The organism is Massilia sp. R2A-15, assembly GCF_030704305.1.
In the GTDB taxonomy this organism is placed as follows: domain Bacteria; phylum Pseudomonadota; class Gammaproteobacteria; order Burkholderiales; family Burkholderiaceae_D; genus JAFCUW01.
Genome location: NZ_CP131935.1, coordinates 2,991,796 through 3,013,813, shown reverse-complemented (window position 1 = coordinate 3,013,813; position 22,018 = coordinate 2,991,796). Strand labels below are relative to the sequence as shown.

Below are 22,018 nucleotides of genomic sequence, written 5' to 3'. Positions count from 1 at the left end.
ATCATGGGATTGCAAAAAGTGATGGTGGTGTTACTAACCGACCGCTTCGCCAAAAAATATACGATTGCCATTTTGTGCGGCTATGCCGCATTGCTGGTCGCCAGCCCAGCGCAGGCGCAGAGTCTGCGCGGAACGGCCGAGCAGATCTTCAACACGATCTACGGCCTGGTCGGCGTTCTGGGCGCGCTTTCGATCCTGGTGTGTGCAATCAACTGGAAAATGGGGAATTTTCTGGGCACCCACGATCCGAAAAAAATGTTCGTCACCTCGATGATCGGTACCGCTCTTGCTTTTGGCGTCGTGTCGATCGTCTCCTTTATCAAAGGCGCCGTTTCCGCGTCGGTCGGCATCCAGGGAGTCTGAGTGGACAGCCTCGACAGGAGCACCATCATCCGCGCCGGCCAGCGGCCGGCCGTGATCGCTTATGTTCCGATCAACGTCTTCATCGCCGAGTGCATCGCCGGCTTGTCGCTCTTCTGGCTATTCGGTGTGTGGGCTGCGGCGTTTCTGCCAGTGCACCTCTGGTTTGTCATCAAGACAGCGGAGGACTATCACTGGGTTGCCGCGACGCGGGCCACGGTCGAGCATACGATGTTCGCATGGACGGGATTGCTTCCCCGTGCGGTCAGGAATAAGGATCTGCACGGGAAGGGGGTTGTCACATTTTCCGCCAGTACGCACCGATTGGGAGAGCGCAATTATGCCGATCTCGACCAATGAGCGGGAGATGACGGCGACGCGCCATATCCCGTTCAGCCGCCAGTATGACAAATACACCTGCGGCACTCTCGACGGCGACCTGACCCAGACCATCCGGCTCTCCGGTATCCCTTTCGAAACGCTCTCTGCCGACGAGATCAATGGCTGCTCGCGCCAGTGGTTTTCGGCCATTAATACCCTTGGTGCAAGAAACACCCGCGTGGCGCTGTGGAGCCACATCGTGCGCCGCAAAATCCGTTACGACATGTCCGGGATCGAGTACGACAACTGGTTTTCGGCCGAGCTCGGCCGGCAGTACGCCGAGCGCCTCGCTGCCCGGGATTTTTATGCGATCGACCTCTACCTCTCGCCGGTCTATCGGCCAACGCCAGGCCGGGCGGAGAAACTGGCGGGCGCGCTTGCAGATACACGTGCTCAGCGTACGCGTCTGATCCGCGCGGGCGTCGACGAGCTCGAGAAGATTGTGAAGCAGTTGATGGTCAGTTTGCGCCGCTACCACCCTATGCGCCTCGGCAGTGTCGTCGGCGAAGACGGTGTCGTGACGTCGGATCTGGCGCATTTCTATTCGACCTTGCTAAATGGCGGTGACAGCGGTCCCGTCGCGCTTAACAGCGCTTCGGTCCGTTACGCGATCCAGCGCAATGACCTGCATTTCGGTGCCGAGATCGTCGAGATCGAGACGCCGACCAGTTCGCGTTTTGCCGGAATTCTTGGGCTGAAGGCGCCGTATGGCCGCGGCGACATGGAGATTGGCGCCGATCTGCTGCATGGACTGCTGCGGGCGCGCTGCGAATATGTGCTGAGCCAATCGCTGGCGTTCCTGCCGATGAACAAGGCCGATAGATTCTTGCGCACGCAGCTGTCGCAAATTGCAAGCGCCGAGCAAAACAGTCTGATGGAAAAGCAGTTGAAGGAAGCGTTAGAGCAGCTGCAAGCTGGAAAATATGGGGTCGCGGAACACGAATTTATCCTCACTATTTACGGCGACACCATTGCGGAGGTGAACGCAGGAGTTGCCGAGGCGGTGGCCGCGCTGGAAGCGAAGGCGCTGGCGGTGACACGCGAGCGGCGCGGGACGCTGATCACTCAGTACTTCAGCATGCTGCCGGCAAACTTCTCGATGGGACGGCTGCGCGCAATGCCAGTCAGTACCGACAATTTCAGCAGTTTGTTCCCGATGCATAATTTTCCCACCGGGAACGCTCAGGGGAGCCAGTGGGGCATGCCGCTGGTAATGCTGGAGACGACCAGCGGGGCGCCCTATTTTTTGAATTACCACGTCAGCCGCAACTCTGTGCAGGCATCGGAACGGCAATTGGAATACGAAGAGTCGGCCGATGAGGACGCGGAAAGCGGCGGGTCGTGCGAGAGGGTGATGCGCAAGGAGAGCGGCAACGTGGTGTTCATTGGCGGAAATGGTGCCGGCAAGACCGTTGTGCAGACCTTTATCCGTGCGCTCACCCGAAAACGCACGATGCGCGGACCCCGCCCCTACAAAAGTTTCGCTTTCGACGCCGATTGTGGACAGGAGATTTTTATCAAGGCTCTGGGTGGCCGGTACTTCCGCTTCAAGACCGGCGAACCGACGGGGATAGCCCCATTTTCGCTGCCCGACACGGAAGAAAGCCGGCAATTCATCATCGGTCTGGTCTCCTGGTGCGCCAGTCAGGATCCCGGGTACGAGCCATGCAGCGAAGACGCGGAGTGTCTGAGGAAGGCGGTTGACGCAGTGTACGCGCTCGAAGGCGGCCGCAGGTTAGCGCGCATCCGGGATTTGCTGCCAAAGGGCAGGAATACGCTACACGGCGCGCTCTCGCGCTGGGTCGAGGGCGGCAACGAGGCCTGGATACTCGATAACGACGAGGACTTGCTGGATTTGGACGGTGCGAACGATTTTGGCTTCGACATGACGACCTTCCTATCCCTGCCTTATGCGCGGACGCCGATTCTCATGTACATCATGCACAAGATCAACCTAGCCGCTGCGGGAAGCCCGCATTCGATCGATATTGACGAAGCGGCGACCGCGCTCAAGGACTGCTTTCTTCAGGAGATTATCGAGATCAAGGCGCGCAGGATCCGCAAGCAGGATGGCGTGATCGGTCTGAGCCTGCAGAACGCCGCCGACGTTAGCGGCGGGGTGCTTGCGGCCACATTGATCAATCAGTTTCCGCTCAAGGTCGCATTTCCAAATCCCACCGCAGATCGCAAGGACTATGTCGACGGCTGCAAGTTTACCGAGGCGGAATTCTTGTTGATCAGGGAAGGGATGCTCGACCGGCCGGGTAAGTTTTTGCTGAAGAAGGCCAACGAATCAGTCGTTATTTGTCTGGACCTGACCGGCATGAACGACCTGCTGGCCGTACTGTCCGGCAGCACCGACAACACCGTGATCGCCCGCGATCTTATGGCTAGGCTGGGCAATGAGCCGCAGGCCTGGCTCCCAGAGTTCTTCAAATGGAGGACGTGATGATTCAGAAGTCGGTTGCCTTCGCAATTCTCATGGTTTTGGCCGGCGCGACACGTGCGGGAACGCCCGTGACGGTGGTCTACGATGCCACCGCCAGCGCCAATCAGGTCGCCAATATTGCGCAGTATGCGAAGCAGGTGGTGCTGCTGCAGCAGCAATACGTGCAACTTCAGCAGAGTTATCACGCGCTCAACGGTTTGCGCAACGTTGGCTTGCTGATGAATAACGACCTGTTAGCGCAGTTCCTGCCGGCGGACTATCAGCGTGCCTACGCGGCGCTTAAAAGTGGACAGGGTGGCTCGCTGGCGGGCATCAGCGGCACGCTGAATCAGATCGCCGCCGCCAATCAGGCGCAGTCGTGCAGATCGGCTTCCGTCAGCGCGGGGTCGGTTGAGGCGTGCAACCGGAGCTGGCAGACCTTGGCCATGAATAAGTACGTCGGCCAAGCGGGCTACGACCAAACCGCGGGCAACATCGGGCGGTTGCAGCAATTCGTGAACGCCATCACGTCGAGCCCGGACCCGAAAGCCATGCAGGACCTGCAGGCGCGGATCGCAGTCGAGCAGGTGAAAATGCAGAACGAACAGATGAAGCTGCAGACCGTTGCGATGATGCAGCGCGCTGACGAAGACCTGGCGCGCGCGCGCAACGCGCAGACGACTCAGCAAGCATTGATGGCGCCGATGAATCTGCGCTGGGGCGCGAACGCTGCCAATAACTAGTCGCCGACAAAGAGGTTTAACGTGAATAGATCATATGTTTCTTGCACATTTCTGAGCTCACTATTACTCGCTGCGTGCAGCCATCGCGAAGTGGCCACCGACCCGGCAGCTGCAGCTTTGGCGGCCCAATATTGCGCCCGTGATTTTGCTCCCTGGGTACGGATTGTCGACGCATGCAATGGCGAAATACGGAACGGGAAACGCGACTCAAGTTGCGCGATTATGGACAAGGTAAATGTGATTCTGGATAAGCGCCTCAGGGAAAGCGAATTTAAAGAATGTACGCCCCCCGAGCTACGTTGGGGAGTTAAAGGTGCTGGCAAGTGATCGCAAAGTTCCAAACTTCCAAATGAGGAGCAGAATGTGCCTAGCCACGCATTTTCCGATCTTTTCGGCGAGGTCGACAGCAAGTTCGCAGCCGTGACATCCAACGCGGCTGCTGGGATGAGCGCGTATGTCATGCCAATAGGCTGGGCAATGCTGGGAATTTCCTTACTGGTCTACTCCGCGCTGATCTTGGAAGGAAAGATCAACAACCCGATGCTCGACTGGATGTCGAGGGGTGTGGGAATGATGTTTGTGCTGATGGCGTCCGGAATATATTATGGGCCGTGGATTTCTTCAGCTCTAACGGGGCTGCCTACCGCCTTGTCAGCCGCAGTGGGCAACTCGAGCAGTCCCACCCAGCTTCTCGATACTTTAGCTGGAAATCTCGAAGCGATGGTGGCTGGCATTGCCACGGGCGCTGTCGATGCGTTTGTTGCATGGAATATCGGTGGCGGTGTATTGCTTTTCTTCGCGGTGATTGACGTAACACTCGTCGGTTGCGTTTTACTAGTTGCTTGTGCATTCAACCTCATGTACGCGAAAATTGGCTTGGGGATCGTGCTAGTAGTCGGGCCGTTTTTTGTTCTTTGTTTATTCTGGCCCCAATCAAAAAACTATTTTTATTCGTGGTTGAGCACGGTACTGTACTTTATTTTTTTGGCTGTGATCTCAACACTGTTCGTCGTCTTCTTCATTGGAATCGCTCAAACCTTCATGACTCAAATGGAGTCAATGATCAAGGGGCTGACAGCGTCTGGTGGTACCTCGTCGTACGCTGCCGCGGTCGCCGATGCAATTAAGGCTTGGGCGAACAACACTCCGGTACCCGCTTCAAGTGCGCCGCATACCTCCGCTTCGCAGCTTTTCAATATCGTTGCTCTCGTTGTCGAAATCAACTTCGTCTTCATGACAATGATCTTGGTAGCGATCGACATGAAATCCATGGTCGCCAGCCTGACGGGCGGCAGCGGCGGCTCGGCAGGTAGCGGGGCCGGGAGAATCCTCCAGCATTTTCGACACTGACATTCCTCGGAGCGCTTGTGAAAATCCTCATCATTGTTATTTGGGTATTGTCCCTTGCCGGGTGTGCCGCCGCCGCGTCGCCGGGCTGCACCGGCACGGCGCGTCATGTGAACCAGCCGAGCGTTCCCGTCGCCGCGGCCGACGTCGTGTGTCCGGCCGCCGAGGGCGTTTAAATGGACGCGGATTCCACTACGCATTTTTTTGCGGAGAGCGTCAGCTTCGACGAGTCGTTCATCGACGGTCTGAAAAAATCGGTCAAAGCCTGGCGCACTTTCGCATTTCTGGGGTGGACGGTAGCCACGGTCGGAATGGTGTCATCCGTGTCGATGGTCATGCTGCACGAATTTGTTCCCGTGATCGCCAGGGTGGACCGGCTGACTGGAGCGGCGGACGTCACTGTCGGCATTGAACGCGTCAACCTCGGTGACCCCGCCAACGAGAGGATGATGGTCGCCGACCTGGTGCGCTACACCAAGGCGCGCGAGGGATTTACGCGTGGGGAGGCCGAGAACAACTATGTGACGGTGTACGTCATGAGCGACCCCGGCATGCGCGGTGCCTGGGATGCGGAATATCGCGCCGACAGAAATCCGCATTCTCTAATCAGCACGCTCGGCGTCAGGGACCAGATCAAGCTCACCAACATCAGCGTGTCGTTCCTGCCAACCGACTCACCGAAATATCGCGTGGCCCAGGTCCGGTATTCCAAGGAGAGACACGTTGGCACCAGCGAGCCGACCACGCAGCATTTCGCCTCTACCCTGACCTTCACATACGACGCAGCTGCGATCCCGAAGACCCCGGAGGGCGTCGCGGTCAACTTCGCCGGATTCCAGGCGCTGAACTACCGGCGCGATGAAGAGTCGGAGGAAATGCGGATACGATCGGCGGAAGGGGAACCGTCGACTGCGGTGTTTCCGGTCGTCCCTGCGACCGTGGGTGTCGTCGCGGAGCGCTCGAAATGATGCGAGGGCCGCTGGTCGCGTGCATTTTGGCCGTGTGCTGCGCGGGCGTTGCCCCCGCGTCTGGCGCAAGTAAGAAGGGTGTCGGCAAGAGCGCGACGCACGCGCGTGCGCAAGCAAATCACTTCAGGACCATTCCCTACACCGGCGACATCGTGGTCGTGCAAGCGATGGTGGGCCGCATGCTGGAGATCGAATTCGGCAAAGCGGAGACATCGATCGAGTTTGCAATGGGCGACCGCGAGGCATGGTATGTCAAGACCGTCGGCAACGTCATGTTCATCAAGCCGAAGGCGGCAGTGGCTGACACCAATCTGCGGGTAATCACCAACCGGCGCAAGTACTGGTTCGACCTGGTGATGACCGATCGCTTGGGCGGCTTGCCGTACCACCTCGATTTCAAATATCCGCCGGAGCCAGTCGGTGCGCCGATATCGACACCGGAAGCGTTGGCGGGTGAGGGGAAGCTGGCGATCGACCAGCAGCTGAGCAGTGCGCTGCGGGCCGCTATCGCAAAAACGGTGACAGGCAGCGCCGGGAGCGGCACCCTGAATGGCAACTACGATTTCATCGGCCCTGATGAACTGCTGCCAACCGCGGCGTACGATAACGGCGAGATGACCTACATTGAGTTTGCTCCGAACAATCCCATGCCGGTTGTTTTTGCCGTGGACGAAGACGGCAAGGAATCTCGGGTCAATTTCCATGTCGAGAGAGATGTCTTGATCGTGCATCGGACTGCTCGCCGACTCGTATTCAGGCGCGACCAGGTCGCCGCCTGCCTGATCAATGGCAACTTCCGTACAAGCGGGGCTAGCGCAACTTATACCTCGTCGCAGGCGGTGCAGCGCAAGGTGAAGGGAGAACCAGATGTTCCTTAACAAGCGCAGGCCACCGGTCTCGGAGCACGATCGCAATGGCTTACAAGAGGCAGCTGCGGTCGGCGCGACTCCCGGCCAGAAAATGATCGGCGTCTTCACTGCCGTCGCCGGATCGGCGGTCCTGCTCGGGGGCTTATATTTCAAAGTCGTCCGGTCGAACGGCCCCGTGCTGCCGGCGACAAGCAGCGCCACGCCGTCCGCGGCCCCCACGCTGCATGTGCCGCTGGATTTGACGCCAGTTGCGCCGCCCGCCAGCCCCCAGGTCGGCCTTGCGCAAAGCCCACCCAACCTGCCGCCTGGGATGCCGCCGGAGTCCGCGATGGCGCAAGGACAGGTGCCGCTTCAAGGCGATGCGGGGGGCGGCGCGCATGCCTCGGCCCCGGTCAACCCAGAACGGCAGGCTGCGATCGCGCGGCGCTTATCCGGCGGCTTCGGCAGCGTTGATGCAGCGGCGCCGGACGCGGCGGCCGCGGCAAATGCCCCCGCAGTGCCGATGTCGGACAGACCCGTTGCGCCGGCGGCGGGAGCCGACCTGTCCGGCCAGACCGGTCTTTCCGGTTTGCTGGTGGGGACAACAACGCCGCCGGCATCGGCTGCGCGCATCGGCCACCAGCACATGACCCTGCTCAAGGGAACCAGCATCACCTGCAGTCTGGATACTGCCATCCAGACCGACCAAATGGGTTTCACAAGCTGTCTTACCGATTACCCGGTGTATTCGATGGACGGCAAGGTGGTATTGCTGGAGCGCGGCACCAAGGTCGACGGCGAGTATACCCGCGCCGTGGCGCGCGGCGTCACGGCGATCTTCGTTTTGTGGACGCGCGCCGTCACGCCGACCGGGGTCGTGGTCAACCTCGTTTCGCCGGGCACCGATCCGCTGGGACGCGCTGGCTTGGCGGGCAAGGTGGATGCGAAGTTTTGGGACCGCTACGGCGGCGCGCTGATGTTCTCGGTGCTGCAGGATGGTATCGCCGTCAGTACCGCGCGCGGCAGCGGTGGCAATACCCAGATCAACCTTGGCAACACCCAGGCCACGGGCGTCACCGCGGCCGGCGAAATTCTGAAGCAGAATGGCGACATCATGCCGTCGATGTCGATGCCGCATGGCGCGCGGGTGGGAATTACGGCGGCGCGCGATCTGGACTTCTCCGGCGTCTATGCACTCGAGACGGTGGGGCAGCGATGAGCGCATTGACGCCCAGGCAGACGAAGGAATCGCTCGCAGCGATGAACCACCGCCTGCGTTTGCTCGCGCCGTTTCTGGCTGACCCCGACGTCCAGGAAATCGCGGTGAACCGTCCCGGCGAGGTCTGGCTGTGGAAGCGCGGCCTGTGGGTGCGGGTGGTGGTGGCTGAACTCGACTACGGCGTTCTGGACGCGATCGGCGCTAACCTGGCCAACTACGTCAGCAAACCGTTCGATCGGACGCACACCAGTCTGTCAGCCCATTTGCCGAGCGGCGAGCGGATCGAAATGACGCACCCGCCGACCGCGCCGGAAAGTACCATTTACTTAAACGTTCGCAAGCATGCCGGGGGCGCTTTCCCCCATGGCAGCCTAGTGGCGGAGGCCTACTACGCCAATACCAGGCACGATTTTGCCTTGAACCTAAGTGCAGACCGGCGCGCGTTTTATGCGCAGCATATCAGCGACGATGAACGGACACTGTGGGAACTGGCTTGTGGGGGGCAGTGGGCGTCCTTCGTCGAGCGCGCAATCGGGCTGTATCAGAACATCGTGGTGTCGGGCGCAACGGGCTGTGGGAAGACTTCTTACATCCGCTCGCTCATCGAACTGATCGATCCGGCAGACCGTCTGATCACGGTCGAGGATACGCCCGAAATGCCACTCAATAATCATCCGAACAGCAACGCCCTTTTTTACCGGAAGGCGACTGATGGGGAGGGGGCAGGTGCCGAGGATGTCGTGCATTCGTGCATGCGCAAAACGCCGACCCGGGTGATCCTGGCCGAGCTGCGTGGCGCCGAGGCGATGTTTTACCTTGCCGGCGTGCTCAGTTCCGGCCACCCCGGCGGCCTGACGACCACGCACGCGAACACGACGCGCGACGCCTACGTGCGGCTGGCGCTGCTGATCAAGTCTTCGCCGACTGGGCAGGGGATTGATTTGGCGACGATCCAGAACATGTTGTACATGACGGTCAACGTGGTCGTGCAGCTGAAATTCGACCGTGCTACCGGCAGACGGTTCGTGCCATCGATTTATTACGACCCGATGTACCGGCTGTCGTTGCTGACCTGACGCGAGTGTTGTACAGACGCCGGTTCGTTCGCACGCGAGTCCGCCTGGAACCTGACCGATGTGGGCGCAGCCAGCGATAGCAATTCGAGTAAGACCGTTCGGCCGGGTGCCGAGGACATCTGACCTGGAAGACTCATCATGAAATCGACCTCTACCCTCCCACCATCAGGCCGGACCGGCACGTCCCCGCCCGTCGTTCGGGACGCCGTGCAGCAAGCACCGAAGGCCCGTCACGCAGCAGACACGCGTCTTGGGGGCGGCGCCGATACTGGCCTGGCCCCGGCCTTGGCGAAATCCAATTCGAAATCTGTTTCGACCGCGAATGCCCAGGAAAAGAGGGCGACTCCCTCAAAGCGCACGGCGGGACTGGAACACAGGGACGGTGCGAAACATCGAGCCCGACCCGTCCCGGCAGGCGCCGTCCCGTCAGAACCTGGAAAAAAGAACGCCGCTCAACCGAAGAAGGACGCCGAACAGGGCGTAGAACAAAAGAAGAAAACTGGCGTCGATAAGGAGCATCCCTATATGGCAGGACGCTTGTCGACGGCAGCGGCGCTCCGTCACGGGACGATTCACCTGCTTACCGGGATTGCGGGCGGATACTTGGTGAATCGCGCGCTTAACCACAAGACCGACGGGAAGAGAAAGGTAGGGGTGCCACCCAAGGCCGAAGGCGTGGGACCGGATTTGATGCGGCCGGATGCCGGCCCGAGAGGCCCGGCGGACCCACGCCGGGAGCAAGCGAGGAGGATCGAGGCCGCCGGCAGAGCCGAGCGGCAGAAGCGCGCGCCCCAGCCGTCCGCCCATCTGGGGGCACGCTCGCACGACCAGCCCGAGTTCGGCGGCGCGCTGGGAGTTCCGGTTTCCGGACGGGAGAAGAGCGCGCCGCATCGCGTTGCGCACCCGCACGCCGCGTCGCAGTCGCCTCACGAAGCAAAGCAGGTGGCCAAGCCGGGCGCTGAGCAGCGTGCGCCTAACAAAGCAAAAGGGCGGCAGCGTTAGCGAGCGAAGTGTCGATATCTCCGGAGGTTTGCATGAAACACGACCAAGTTCAAGCGCTGAACTACTGCGCGCACGCGATTGACGATTTGCGTGAGACTGCCGCCGCGCTGACGCAGATCGCGCCGCACACCGCTCGGGTACTGCACCGTCTGATTGTGATGTTGCGCTCCTGTGTGAAATTCATCTTGCCGAACTGCTGCAACCTGGTCGAGACGGATGCGCTGCGACAGGCGCATCTGGATCTGATGCGGCTTCCCTATCCGTGTGTGGCGTTCGAGGCGCCCTGGTTCAAGGAGGAAGACTGTCCGGCATACCTTGGAGAATTCGAACAAGCGCCGGCGACCAAACGGATCGCTTTGTGCTGGGATCACCGGCAGTTCGAACCGCTGCCTGGTTTGAACACCTTTTTCGATGCATTTGAAGGCGGCGGCACGTTCGTGGTGCCGATCTATTGGGGCCCGGTGCAGAAGCGATGGACCGTCGCACTAGGCGGGGCGTTTATCCCCTACGAGAATGAACTCGCCCAGCTGAACCCGGTCGAGACCTTGCCCGCGAGCCGCATCGCGCTGGACGCAAAGATCGCCGCAGGTCACGCGCACGCCAAATCCATGCAAATTGCCGCGGAGCCCTTTCCGATTCTGCCAGAAGTCTTCGAGGCGACGCTTGTCGCGTATGGCAGCCGCGCGAAGGCGAATGCACAGATCATGCTCGATGCGCACGACGAGATGCTCATGCTGATTCAGGCATGCAGTGTGATTAACTGCGCGAACGTGACGGCAGCTGACGTCGCGCGGCCGGAGGTCCTCAACAAAAAGCGCGTGGAAAAGGGTAAGCAACCATTCTTCTCGTACAAGGTACTGCAGATTTCAGACGATGCTGGAAAGCCGGGGCGCGACGGATACACGGGCCACCACGTCAGCCCGCGCATGCACCTGCGCCGGGGCCATCTTCGACAGCTCGAGCGCAAGGTGGTGTGGGTGCGTCCGGCGATGGTCAATGCTGACTCGCCGCGCGGCGTGGTGCACAAGGACTACGGGTTGGCGGCACCGGTCGCGCCCGGCAAGCAGCGTGGTACAGGTCGGAATGGAAATAGGCAGCCGTCGCGCAGGGCAGTATGAGGGCGAACAAAAAAAGATCAATCGGCAATATTTCGCAGCATGCCGTGCACCGAAGGCCACCTCGTCCGCAGATTTTGAACCAGGGGGCATCCCAGCCGTTGAGTTGCCTAGCCCGCAGCGCCAAGGGACGAGGTCTTGACCCCTTGCAGGTGGAACTAACCCAGGCGCTCGGACGGAGGCGGGACGGGCGGTGCGTCGGCGAAGAGCTTGACAGACCACTCCTGCTTATTCTTGTCCGTGTCGACCTGTTCGCACCCAAGGGGCCGCTCCCATCCTTGAATCAGCATTCCGTTGCCTTGCATCGTTACAAGCCGCGCCCGATACAGCAGGGGCAAGATGGTGCCAGGCTGCCCAGCGCCGCCCGCAGCGTAGGCAGCCGCGACTACTTCATTACCTTGCCGAAATTTGCTGATGTGCCCGACGATGCCCGATTCTAACGAGATATCTCGATCCGCCTTACGCTTTCCGAAGTCGCGCAACCGCTTGAGGTGACTGTACATGCATACAGTATAGCGCGTGCTAGCCTGCGCTCCACTTTCGCCGTTCTATTGACTCAGCTCGATCAATCTTGCGCCGGGTTCGCGAATTCCTTTCTAACGCCGAGAACGATTCTTCGAGAAATAAGCCCGTGTTATCCCACTCCACGCTGCGCTGTCCTGAAGCGGCCGTCGGAAGCGGGGTTCAGCCGCGTAAGACAGGGCGATGCGGGGCTGCTATAGCTATTTCGTAGTTTCAGCGCCGGAACTTTCAATCGATCCGCTGCGCGACGTGCGCCCCTTGGTTTCGCACGTTCCCCATTGATCGATCTACCTTATAGCAGCTGAAAAATTCGGGACCCAGCGCCATGGAGCGCAGCAAAAATTCCGCTTGCTCCGATGGCAGTTCCGCATGTAACCACAATGCTGCGTCCTCGGGGGTGAGTACCAAGGGCCGACGGTCGTGCACGCCAAGTAGCCCACCTCGACGGCGCGCTCAGTATAGGTACCCGCCTGCGCGGGTACGACGGTCTATAGGCTGAGCGCGCCGAGCTGCTCCCGCTAGCGTTCCGACGACCGTGACCTATCACGGGGTCTCGAACGCCGAGAAGTCACACGCGCCGTAGCGCGATTTGTGATTTGTCTGCCTTAGCCACCGGGCAATCCCGGCAAGCGCATAGGTGTTCGAGCCGTCTTTCACGCGTATTTCAGGATGGGTTAATTAAAGCAGCGAATTCCGAAAACATGGAGTTCTGCAACAGTTGGTGAAATGAGCTTTATCTGGTTTGCGGCGTTCTGCAAGAATTCAACTAACTCGGTGAAGCTGCGACCCGTTCCGCTCGGGAGCGCCCATCGTTTATCGTCAAGCTGCATCAACACCAATATTCCCCTCGTACTGTTACGTCCCTTGAGGTACTGACCCACCAATTGTCGCTTCAGTGTGTCTTCTACTAGGGACGACGCTGAGTACGGACGAGTTCTGTCGAGCGGCTTGATTTCCACGCACACTTTTGCCGTCGCGCAGGCCAACTGAATGTCAGTGCGCTTATCGTCATCCACTTCTTCCTCCCGATGAATGCTAAAACGAAGGTTTTGAGTGTCTTGGAATTTGGCGGCAAGCCAGAGCTGAAGATATTTCTCGAGCATCCCGGGCACAAAGAGTTTTCGCTCGCTGAATGGTCCCTCTTCAATTGAGGTTCGAACTTCTTCCAAGCGTGCTAGTACCTGGTCGTAGAGTTGCGCCTCGTTTCGCGGTTCGGAATCAAAGGCTGAATGAATGTTGCGCAGCCGTTCAATATCCCACTGTTGTCCTGCAGCGGCATCAAGCTCAGCGTGTTGAGCTAAAAAGCCAACAAGGTCCCACCGACGCTCGGTACCAGACTCCCCAGCTATTAACTTAAGAAGAGCGTTGTGCCCAGGCGCTCCTCGCATATTTATAAATTCTTTTGCAATGGCGTAGAACATCTGCTTTGTTGGCGGGCCAAAAAACGCAGCGTCCTCATCGTCCTCGTTTGTAACAATCGAGCTATGCAGACGTAGTACCTCCGAGACTTCGAGCAGCAAGTCAATTGTGGCTGAATTCCACGGTTGTTGAGCCCATTGCAGACCGGCCATGGCAGCCGCAAAATTGGCGACCTGAAGGTCCTTTTCGCTATCCAATCTAGAGAGATGTTGCTTGAACCAATTCCAAGCGATGTGCGGCCTAGCGGTTGCCCAGAGCTGCAGCCATGACAAGTCTTGAACTCTACCGGACTCGGTCTTTATAGAGTCAAGCTCAATTTGGCATACTGAGTCGAAGTCCGCTGGTGACATGAGACCGTCTTCGTAGAGTGCGGGAACCAGTTTCTTCAAAACATCTTTGTTTTTCACGGCTCCGCTAAGGACGAGCGGAGTTGTTCCAGCGAGAAGACCACGCCGAATGGATGGTGGACAACGCATTGCCATAGCGAACGCACCCCGTACTCCGTTGCCAGGCACCGAGTCTTTGGCCTCCTTTAATACCCAGGGGTTCAGCGCAGCTTCGACTTCTACAGGTCGAGCCTTATGAAGGGATTCGAGCCAGCTTGGCGGTCCGGGAAGCGACCACACGGCAATCTGGGCAGCGGCCTCCACTTCTGCCGTCGGAAGGCCTGAGAAATCTATTCCCTCGCTCGCGGATAGGGTTGCTCCCGCGAGTGCAGCGAGAGCCCCCCACGGTACGCTACCATTGGGATAGTTTGAGGGATTTGGTGGACTGGCTTTCTTCCAGTAGGCCTTCAGACCGGCGCTAAAGGCCGCTGCGACTTCACGCCCGAATCGTGAGACGAGAACATCAAGGTCGACCCCATCACCATCGCTCGAACTTGAGCTCCGATAGGCGAAAGACAGGAGGTGTTGCAGACTTCCGAAATCAGACCCGTCTGTGATGCCGGCACTCTTAGAAAGAAGGTTCGCCTTGAGGTGAGCAAGGTCGACTTCCTGCATTGCCTTCTTGGTTCGTTGTTGAAGCTCCCATCCTCGTCGAGTGCGTACTCCCGTCTGCCACTGCTTATACCTGTGTAGCACCGTGGCTAAACGCGGTCCTTTCATAGGTCCACACAGGGCGCGTAACGCCAATACGCGTTCTCGTCCCGTCCCTAATCTGAACGCCACTTCAGTGCCAACTTGGAACCAGACTTCTTGTTCTTCTAAAGGGATGGGCATTTCCTGCGCACGGTGCGTCAGTTCGGGCAAGTCTTCAACGTCAAAGGTAACGATACATGAGTTGGTCCAGACAAGGCGGTTCGTTGAGAAGCGAATGTCTTCGGAGCGAGAAATTGCAAGCGCGATGTTCCAGCGAAGGGCAGGTCGCGCTTTGATGGCTTCATGCAGGCGTTTGAATTCATCGCGGTCAGTAAATCCGCTATCACGCATCGCTTCAATTCGCTCAGCCGCTTCCACAAGGGGCGGTAGCGACAGAATGTCGGTTTCCTTCGCCAAGTCGAGAACTCGCTCGAAGCAGTCAGGTAGAACGTCCAGAAGCCATGCGCGTTCGGGTTGGTTCTCGACAGGAAACCGTGCAAATGGTTTGCCCTCGGCTGGATGCGGGAGGCTCTCAAGAATAGCTGTAAGTATAAGAGTCGCGTTCGACAGGGTGGTTTTCGGGAGCATGTCCCTCTTCACCGCATCGGCCATCGGCCCAGAGCCGAAATCTCCTTCGCTCTGCGTGCGGCCGAAGATTGCTGCCAATCTGGCTGGCGTGAATTCTGACCAGTTAATGCAGACGAGAGCGTGGGCGATGAGTCGGTTACTCTTAAACGCGCCGGACTCAATGTCGGCAAGCACTTGGTCACGATGCGCCGACGTGCCTGCCACTTCCAGAATGGCCAACGCCGCCGCGCGCTCCCACTCTGGGCGTGTCGTATCCCGGTAAATTGCAAAGGCTGGGGCGGCGCAGTCTTCGAGTTTTCCATGCTGAGCCAAACGATATGCAATGGACCTCGCCTGAACCGAAGCACCGTCGTCACATAAGACTGCCGCAATTTGACCTGGACTGAGAGCGCGACTGACCCGTAAGTATTCGCTAGCGCTCTTAAACCACCCGCTGACTCGAGGGCTTGTTTTCGTTCCCGCAATAATTGCATTGAAAGCAAGGTCTGCGGAACGTTGGTCCCAAGACTGCGGGTCGCCATTATGCAGCAATATTTCGGGGAACTTGGAGACCACCCATGCGCGTGCACGCACATTAATGGCCGCTAACCAGGCCAACACCGGACGTCGTGAGGAGATAAGTGTTAGCTCGCCATTTGGCCGACCAGCAAAAAGTGGTTCAAGCCGGCCCAATGGGACGCCTTGGGCCAGCCTGGCATCCACCCATCGCGCGGCTAGGTACTCTCGAACGGAGCGGTGGTGGAACTTAACTCGGTCGAAGCTGGCTTCGTCGAATATTGCAGTAGCTAGCAACAGATGGACGTCGGCAGGCTTCCAGCCACGAAGCACCTCAAACGCGTCAAGAATGCGCGTCTCGGCAGGATTAGTCTGTCGCAGGGCTATAAAGGGAAATGCGCCAAATTCTGCTGCGGCAGCCAGTTCAGCGGCTCCATCGCGTAGCTGCACCTCAGCTAGCGCCTTTCGAGCCTGCTGGTAGTGTGGATTGAATTCGCTAAGCCTTGCTGCTATGTTCGCGTCTATGAGCTGAGTGTAAGTTCCGAGAACCCTTCGCTGATTCCACAGTTCGACCATCCAGCGCAAGTCGAGAGGCCGACTCGCCATAAATTCGTAGTCCCCGTCATCCACTGCGGCCCAGAAGGGCGCATCGTCTTGTAAACCAAAGTGTCGGGCGCAGCGCTGTGCTTCTTCGCGTGACAGAGCGTCGAGTGTTGTGACAAACAACTCTTCTGCACTCTCATTCTGGGGTTCAGCAGTGGTTTTTTGTTCGTCTGCGGGTGGTATGCATGCGCTTGCTTGAGCCAGAGCTTGATTTATCGGTTGTAAGAGTTGCGTCGTAAGCGCTCCGCTTACCTCCGGCACCGTCCAGTCAGTCACGCGTGACGAAATTGCAAGTCGGACGCGCGCCATGTGGGGCGCTAGTGCATCTCGAACTATCCAGACCGCACGGGTGAAGTCTGCATGGGATTGCAGCCTAGCCTCATCGACGGCGTCCAAGAAGAAAAAGGCCTCCTCAGTGCTTGTCTGCCAGGCCGTGAAAGCCGGCAGCGTATCACCTAGTGCCAACTGCCAATCATCCCTTGTCCTGAGGATGTTCAATGGCAGCAAGAATGCGGGCCGGCCGGCAGCCATGAGTCGCTTTGCTTCCAGCTGGAATTCGACCGTTTTTCCGATACCAGCTTCACCGAGAACCACCGTTAAGCGCTTTTGATGAAGGTCCTCCCACGTCAGACGGTTCCGGTTCGAGCCAAAATACTCGTGCCAGTCGACCTCATCCTCCTCGAGCTGAGGTTCCGTATATACCCCAAAGGTGCGTAATAGTTCAATTTGCATTGTAGTAGAGTACTACAATGGCTGGTCAGGTCCATACAGAAAGAAGTACCCCCGGCTTTACATCGGACTCGAGGATGCGTCGTTCGCGTTGGATAGGCACCGCGCGACCGCCGTACAGGCCCGACTAAAACGGGTCGTACCAATACCAAAGAGGCGTCAGAGGAGAGAAAGATGCGGTTCGAGCGTTTCGATAAGATTCATGGCTATAGAATATTCAAAGATTTTTCCTGGCCTCGGGACCTAGATGGGTTTGAACGCTACAATCTCCTTTACGGTTGGAATGGGAGCGGTAAAACCACGCTTTCTAACTTGTTTAAGGCGCTTCAGGCTCATGCCGATATATCAGACGCACAGATAGACTTCATCTTTGGGGGAAACTCGGTTTCTGGGAGTGCGTTGTCTACAGCAAACGCACGGCCAAAGGTTCGTGTATTCAATCACGCGACCGTCGCTAACAGCGTTTTCGAAAGTTCTGGAGGTGCCAATTCTCAGTTAGCGCCTGTATACATATTCGGCGAAGGCAGCGCAGAAAAGCAGGGGCAGCTCAATACTCTGAAGGCCAAATTTCCAGAGCTTACCAGGCAAGTACAGGAGACAAATGAACAAGAACGACGTGCAGCAAAGTCTCTCGAAGATTTCGCCGCAGCCACAGCTCGAACGATTAAGAATCTCCTGGTTGCGCAGGGCGGAAAATTCAACAATTACAACGCTGCTGATCTTCGCAGAGATATTGCCATATACCATCGAGAACCCAAACCTCAACTCTCGAATGAAGAATACGCGAGGGACATGGAACTAAAGGGAGCCAAGCCCTTGCCTCACGTACGTGTTCGCGACGTTAGCTTCCCAGATGTCAGTAGTCTCTATACCGACGTACAGAACGCGCTTCAACAGACCGTTGTTTCGCAAGTCATCGACAGCCTTGCATCAAATCCACCGTTAGCGACTTGGATTCAAACAGGTCTGGCTCTTCATATGCACGAAGGTGACTCAGCTATCTGCCAATTTTGCCAACACCCGATGGCGTCGGGGCGTTTGCGCCAACTGGAAGCTCACTTCAATGACGAGTTCCGTCTTTTTACTGAATCATTGAAAGCATTGACGGTACGGGTTGAGAGCGCAGCCCAGTCGGCGTCATTGTCGACTTTGCCGAAAGCGACGGAACTGTACCCAGACCTTCAAGAGGAGTACACGAAAGCATTAGTCCAACTCAATTTGCACATGAATAACGTCAGAAATACCCTCACCGCCCTTGCCTCAGCAATTCGCTTCAAGCAAGAGCACGTTTTCGAGAGGCTTGACCTTGAGGACGTGATTCTCGGTGGTGATGGCGTGCCAGGTACGAACAAGTCCATGTTGCGGCGGTTCTTCGAGGTACTTGGTACAGGCGGCCCTGCAATTATCGGTGCTTTCGTTGGAAGGTCAGCACTTCAGAGTCTAAAAGATGTTATCGAGAAACATAACGAGAAGACAGATTCGTTCGCCGAAGAAGTTATCAAGGCTCGCGAACGTTTGCTCGGAAACGAGCTCGGTGGGGTTCTTGTCGAGTGGCAGCAAAAGCAGTCCGAGCTTGAGGATGCTAAGTCGAAAGCTACCGACGCTATTGGAGAGAAAGCAACAGCAGAGGAAGAAGCTCGACGGCTTGAAGCGAAAATTTTGGAGCATCGGCGGTCTGCTGATGAACTCAACAGTGACCTTGTAGCATACCTTGGGCATGACGACATACAGGTTTTAGCAGAGGAAACCGGCTACCGAATTATGCGACGCGGCGGTTTGGCTACCCATTTGAGCGAGGGGGAGCGTACCGCGATTGCGTTCCTCTATTTTCTGAAATCACTTGATGACCGGTCATTTGACTTAGCCAACGGTATCGTCGTCGTTGATGACCCAATCTCAAGCCTCGACTCCAATGCGATATACAGTGCCTTCGGGTTTATGAAGCGTAAGCTTGTCGACGCGGGCCAGCTCTTTGTCCTGACGCACAACTTCACCTTTCTCCGCTTGGTCAAGAATTGGCTGCAGCACCTACCCAAGAAGGAATCGAGATTTTTCATGTTGCGAGCCATCACTCGAGATGGAATACGTAGCTCGTCGATTCAAGAGATGGACCCACTGTTGAAGAATTTTGAGTCGGAATATCACTATCTCTTCCGACGAGTGGTCGACGCGAGCTCTCTTCCAAATAACGTACCGATGCAGGACTATTACGAACTGCCGAACCTTGCCAGGCGTTTGGTTGAGTCTTTTCTGGCGTTCAAAGTCCCCGGGCGTCAATCTATGATTCAACGCCTGGACGAGCTGAAATACGACGGTCCGAAAACGACGCGCATTTCCCGCTTCTTGGATACATATTCCCATGCTCCCAACATGGCTGGGGACCACGAAAGCGAATCGTTGCTTTCAGAGGCGCCATCTGTTTTGCGCGACGTGCTAGATTTGCTAAAGTGGTCCGACAAGCATCACTTCGAGCGAATGATGGTCATGTGCACATGAGTGACCCACGAGAAGTATTTGGGCCTTTGGCCAGATGACAGGCGCTAAACCAAAAGGCCTTTGGGTTAATAATCTTTAATATTGTTAGGGTCGAGGGGCTAGCCGAATGGACACTGCTGCTAACCGAGAATTTGCATCGTCTGCGTCACCGTTGAACTGGTACGAGGTAGCGAAACTCATGCATGAAAATGCGCATATCCTTCACAATACACCTCAAGGGCTGGTTAGTTTTACCTCGGGCTGCGAGCGCGTTACACGTAGAAGCAGTAATAGGCCCGTTTTTTTATTGGCAGCTTTCGCGATGGAAAATCTCATAAAGGCGTTTCTCATCTACGAAAATCCGCATTTCATCGAGGGCGGAAAGCTGTCAAAGAAGCTTCTAAATGGTCATAGCCTTAGCAGGTTGCAGAAGGAATGTAAAAAAATCCCTCAACCCAAGAGAACTGTTCGTGTCCTAGAAACTCTTGAGACTGGAGTGAATTCCTGGGCCAGGTATCCGTGCAGCACTTCCCAAGAACGACAGACTTGGGAAAGAGCGGTAACTCCTGAATTTTGGAACGAATATAATAGAGTATTCGACTTATACCGTGCGAGGCTTGAGGCGCTTTTGTCTAAAAAATCGAAAGGCGCTTACGGGTGTGTTGGCACTGTAGAGTTCAAGTAGGGAACGTAATTCTAATGTGGTTTTTGTGTGCTAAATTTTGGTGATTTTTATGGGGTGGGGACAGTAGATGCCTACTTATGCTGAATTAAAAGCGTAAATTCAAGAATTGGAAAAGCGAGCTGAAGCTGAATCGCCACGATTTTGCTAGACACCCAGAGTGATCCAGATGCAGTTATCCTTGCGTTCGAAATTGGAGATGCAATGACCTTCCTAGAACGGGAGGTCAAGATTATGATTCGTCATGAAAGCGGTGGGTCAGGTTAAGAAAAGTTGGTCGCACAATAAGTCTATCCCTTCTTCACCGCTTTCTCATTTCTGGGTTCTTCCCGCTTATGCGGATGGCGCGACCGGGCCCCACGGCGGTTTTTGCCGATCTTTCCTTACCAACTCATGAATGGACCACGCCACAGTTTGCGCCTTGACGCCGCAAATCTTCGGCCAGGCGCAACGGCGCGCCGCAATTCATTACCAATCGATTACATCCCGGGCAGGGACTTCGCCAGGGCTCAAATCTGCCTTTTACGAAGGTAACATCGTATTGATGAGCGCACCCGGACACCTGATGGATATCCTCACCAGACATCGTGCAGCCGCCCTGACGCCGGCAGCGGCGGCCGGCATCGTGGCGCGACAGCGGGGGCGCCACGTCAGCGGTCGATTGCTGTTTGCGGCGCTTGTCGCGTTGGCAGTTCCCGCTCGGTCATATCCAGATGCTGGGCAAATCGCACGGCGATACGATTGCCGCCGAACTGCCGGGGTAGCTACCGTTTCATCCGGAGTTGGCGCTGGCCAGCCTGGCTGGTCACGCGCTCGATTTCTGGCTGATTTCGGAAGACCTGCCCGATCCGGACAACCGGGTAACGCACGATGCCGACGGCGCCATCGTGCTAAACCTGGTGCCGAACAACCTGGAAGGACACCACCGCCTGCGCGACAAGCTGCACCAGATGCTCGACGCCATGGATTGTCATCCGCATCTGCTGCCGCGCAACCTGTATCTGGGGAAGGACATTCCGATTGGCGGGACAGCGCATCAGAATGGGACTATCCGGTTCGGCAACGATCCGGCTACCTCCGCGCTGGACGTCAATTGCAAAGTGCATGACCTCGATAATTTGTACGTGGTTGACGCCAGTTTCTTCGTTTCATGCAGGGCGGTGAATCCCTCGCTCACCATTATCGCCAACGCGCTCCGCGTCGCTGACCATCTTCGAATGCGCCTGCGCTGATCAATCAGAGCGCGCCGGACATTGCGAGGTGGCTTTAGTCCGGATCGCCATGGGCCACTAGCAACCGACCAATGCGGCCGCTCGATCGACCGCTTTTGCAATGAAAATTCCACCGGTCGATGTAAAATTATCGCCGGCGTTTCATATTTCACGGTCTGATTTGGCAAGCCGCGAAGGATTGCGCGGTCGACCGTTCATAGCGCTGAGCTACACGCTGAAAGGATGTTGCCGCGCTGCCGGTAGTCCATTCGAGACATATTTATCGGTAATACGCTCCTGCAATCGAATCGAACTACAAAGCGCGTCAACAGTATAAATCGTATGCGTCCGATGCCCGGTAGCAGGCCGGGGGGCAAGGCGGTGGAATGGTGGAAACGATTTATGATGATGCGAGATAAATCGTATAAATCGTATAAATCGAAGTGATCGTAGTTTCGTTTAAGCAGGCGATCCGAAGGGCAGCTAGCCGTCTCAACTAGCATTTTTGGCGTAGTTTTTGGCGTAATTTTTTGAATTTCTGCGCGGCCTTCATAGGAGTAAGTACTGCTGCATCATGGGCGTATGTTTTTCGCCCGCGCTGTTCTTGATGGCGGCTGCGTTGATTTCGGTCGGAACGGTGGTCATTTATTCTTCATGGGGATGATGCGGCGGCGGCGCCTGCGACGATCCGCCATTTTACCGCTTTCGCCACACAGGCCGAAGCAAAT

The 22,018-nt window shown here is 57.2% G+C and carries 14 protein-coding genes; 13 read left to right on the top strand and 1 reads right to left on the bottom strand.

Features of this window, described 5'->3' with window-relative positions; all coding sequences use genetic code 11:
- Nucleotides 1-3 precede the first annotated feature (3 nt).
- The 11 genes from Q4S45_RS13885 (at nucleotide 4) to Q4S45_RS13835 (ending at nucleotide 11,490) form a co-directional block, all read left to right on the top strand.
- Nucleotides 4-363: a TrbC/VirB2 family protein gene (locus Q4S45_RS13885; protein WP_305505118.1), complete on the top strand. Its 360-nt coding sequence runs from the start codon at nucleotides 4-6 to the stop codon at nucleotides 361-363.
- On the top strand, nucleotides 364-720 hold the full coding sequence (locus Q4S45_RS13880; RefSeq protein WP_305505116.1) for a VirB3 family type IV secretion system protein: 357 nt from the start codon (nucleotides 364-366) through the stop codon (nucleotides 718-720). It abuts the gene before it with no gap.
- The gene (locus Q4S45_RS13875) at nucleotides 701-3,190 is read left to right on the top strand and encodes a conjugal transfer protein TrbE (RefSeq protein ID WP_305505114.1); all 2,490 of its coding nucleotides are present in this window, start codon (nucleotides 701-703) and stop codon (nucleotides 3,188-3,190) included. Before Q4S45_RS13880 ends, Q4S45_RS13875 begins: the two co-directional genes overlap by 20 nt.
- On the top strand, nucleotides 3,190-3,912 hold the full coding sequence (locus tag Q4S45_RS13870; RefSeq protein WP_305505112.1) for a type IV secretion system protein: 723 nt from the start codon (nucleotides 3,190-3,192) through the stop codon (nucleotides 3,910-3,912). Before Q4S45_RS13875 ends, Q4S45_RS13870 begins: the two co-directional genes overlap by 1 nt.
- Before the next feature lie 363 nt (nucleotides 3,913-4,275).
- The gene (locus Q4S45_RS13865) at nucleotides 4,276-5,262 is read left to right on the top strand and encodes a type IV secretion system protein (protein ID WP_305505110.1); all 987 of its coding nucleotides are present in this window, start codon (nucleotides 4,276-4,278) and stop codon (nucleotides 5,260-5,262) included.
- Nucleotides 5,263-5,279: 17 nt separating this feature from the next.
- On the top strand, nucleotides 5,280-5,435 hold the full coding sequence (locus Q4S45_RS13860; RefSeq protein ID WP_305505108.1) for a hypothetical protein: 156 nt from the start codon (nucleotides 5,280-5,282) through the stop codon (nucleotides 5,433-5,435).
- Nucleotides 5,436-6,227 carry a type IV secretion system protein gene (locus Q4S45_RS13855; protein ID WP_305505106.1) on the top strand — a complete coding sequence of 264 codons (792 nt, stop codon included), beginning with the start codon at nucleotides 5,436-5,438 and terminating at the stop codon, nucleotides 6,225-6,227. It abuts the gene before it with no gap.
- Nucleotides 6,224-7,105 (top strand): TrbG/VirB9 family P-type conjugative transfer protein, encoded by an 882-nt coding sequence (locus Q4S45_RS13850; protein ID WP_305505104.1) that lies wholly within the window; start codon nucleotides 6,224-6,226, stop codon nucleotides 7,103-7,105. The genes Q4S45_RS13855 and Q4S45_RS13850 overlap by 4 nt, the downstream gene beginning before the upstream one ends.
- Nucleotides 7,095-8,294 carry a TrbI/VirB10 family protein gene (locus tag Q4S45_RS13845; RefSeq protein WP_305505102.1) on the top strand — a complete coding sequence of 400 codons (1,200 nt, stop codon included), beginning with the start codon at nucleotides 7,095-7,097 and terminating at the stop codon, nucleotides 8,292-8,294. The genes Q4S45_RS13850 and Q4S45_RS13845 overlap by 11 nt, the downstream gene beginning before the upstream one ends.
- A complete protein-coding gene (locus Q4S45_RS13840) occupies nucleotides 8,291-9,370 on the top strand; it encodes an ATPase, T2SS/T4P/T4SS family (protein ID WP_305505100.1) in 1,080 nt (359 codons plus the stop codon). The genes Q4S45_RS13845 and Q4S45_RS13840 overlap by 4 nt, the downstream gene beginning before the upstream one ends.
- A 1,034-nt stretch (nucleotides 9,371-10,404) precedes the next feature.
- Nucleotides 10,405-11,490 (top strand): hypothetical protein, encoded by a 1,086-nt coding sequence (locus Q4S45_RS13835; RefSeq protein WP_305505098.1) that lies wholly within the window; start codon nucleotides 10,405-10,407, stop codon nucleotides 11,488-11,490.
- A gap of 1,193 nt (nucleotides 11,491-12,683) precedes the next feature.
- Here the strand turns inward: Q4S45_RS13835 and Q4S45_RS13830 are convergent.
- On the bottom strand, nucleotides 12,684-16,925 hold the full coding sequence (locus tag Q4S45_RS13830) for a hypothetical protein (protein ID WP_305505096.1): 4,242 nt from the start codon (nucleotides 16,923-16,925) through the stop codon (nucleotides 12,684-12,686).
- 171 nt (nucleotides 16,926-17,096) lie between these two features.
- Here Q4S45_RS13830 and Q4S45_RS13825 point away from each other — a divergent pair, with 171 nt between their 5' ends.
- Complete coding sequence (locus Q4S45_RS13825) at nucleotides 17,097-19,418, top strand: AAA family ATPase (RefSeq protein ID WP_305505094.1); 2,322 nt, start codon at nucleotides 17,097-17,099, stop codon at nucleotides 19,416-19,418.
- A 1,443-nt stretch (nucleotides 19,419-20,861) separates the two neighbouring features.
- On the top strand, nucleotides 20,862-21,311 hold the full coding sequence (locus tag Q4S45_RS13820) for a GMC family oxidoreductase (RefSeq protein ID WP_305505092.1): 450 nt from the start codon (nucleotides 20,862-20,864) through the stop codon (nucleotides 21,309-21,311).
- Nucleotides 21,312-22,018 lie beyond the last annotated feature (707 nt).

Coding starts and splice junctions, on each gene's coding strand:
- Q4S45_RS13825 (WP_305505094.1), top strand. CDS start 17,097: ATGCGGTTCGAGCGTTTCGATAAGATTCATGGCTATAGAATATTCAAA.
- Q4S45_RS13840 (WP_305505100.1), top strand. CDS start 8,291: ATGAGCGCATTGACGCCCAGGCAGACGAAGGAATCGCTCGCAGCGATG.
- Q4S45_RS13850 (WP_305505104.1), top strand. CDS start 6,224: ATGATGCGAGGGCCGCTGGTCGCGTGCATTTTGGCCGTGTGCTGCGCG.
- Q4S45_RS13845 (WP_305505102.1), top strand. CDS start 7,095: ATGTTCCTTAACAAGCGCAGGCCACCGGTCTCGGAGCACGATCGCAAT.
- Q4S45_RS13875 (WP_305505114.1), top strand. CDS start 701: ATGCCGATCTCGACCAATGAGCGGGAGATGACGGCGACGCGCCATATC.
- Q4S45_RS13835 (WP_305505098.1), top strand. CDS start 10,405: ATGAAACACGACCAAGTTCAAGCGCTGAACTACTGCGCGCACGCGATT.
- Q4S45_RS13885 (WP_305505118.1), top strand. CDS start 4: ATGGGATTGCAAAAAGTGATGGTGGTGTTACTAACCGACCGCTTCGCC.
- Q4S45_RS13855 (WP_305505106.1), top strand. CDS start 5,436: ATGGACGCGGATTCCACTACGCATTTTTTTGCGGAGAGCGTCAGCTTC.
- Q4S45_RS13870 (WP_305505112.1), top strand. CDS start 3,190: ATGATTCAGAAGTCGGTTGCCTTCGCAATTCTCATGGTTTTGGCCGGC.
- Q4S45_RS13830 (WP_305505096.1), bottom strand. CDS start 16,925: ATGCAAATTGAACTATTACGCACCTTTGGGGTATATACGGAACCTCAG.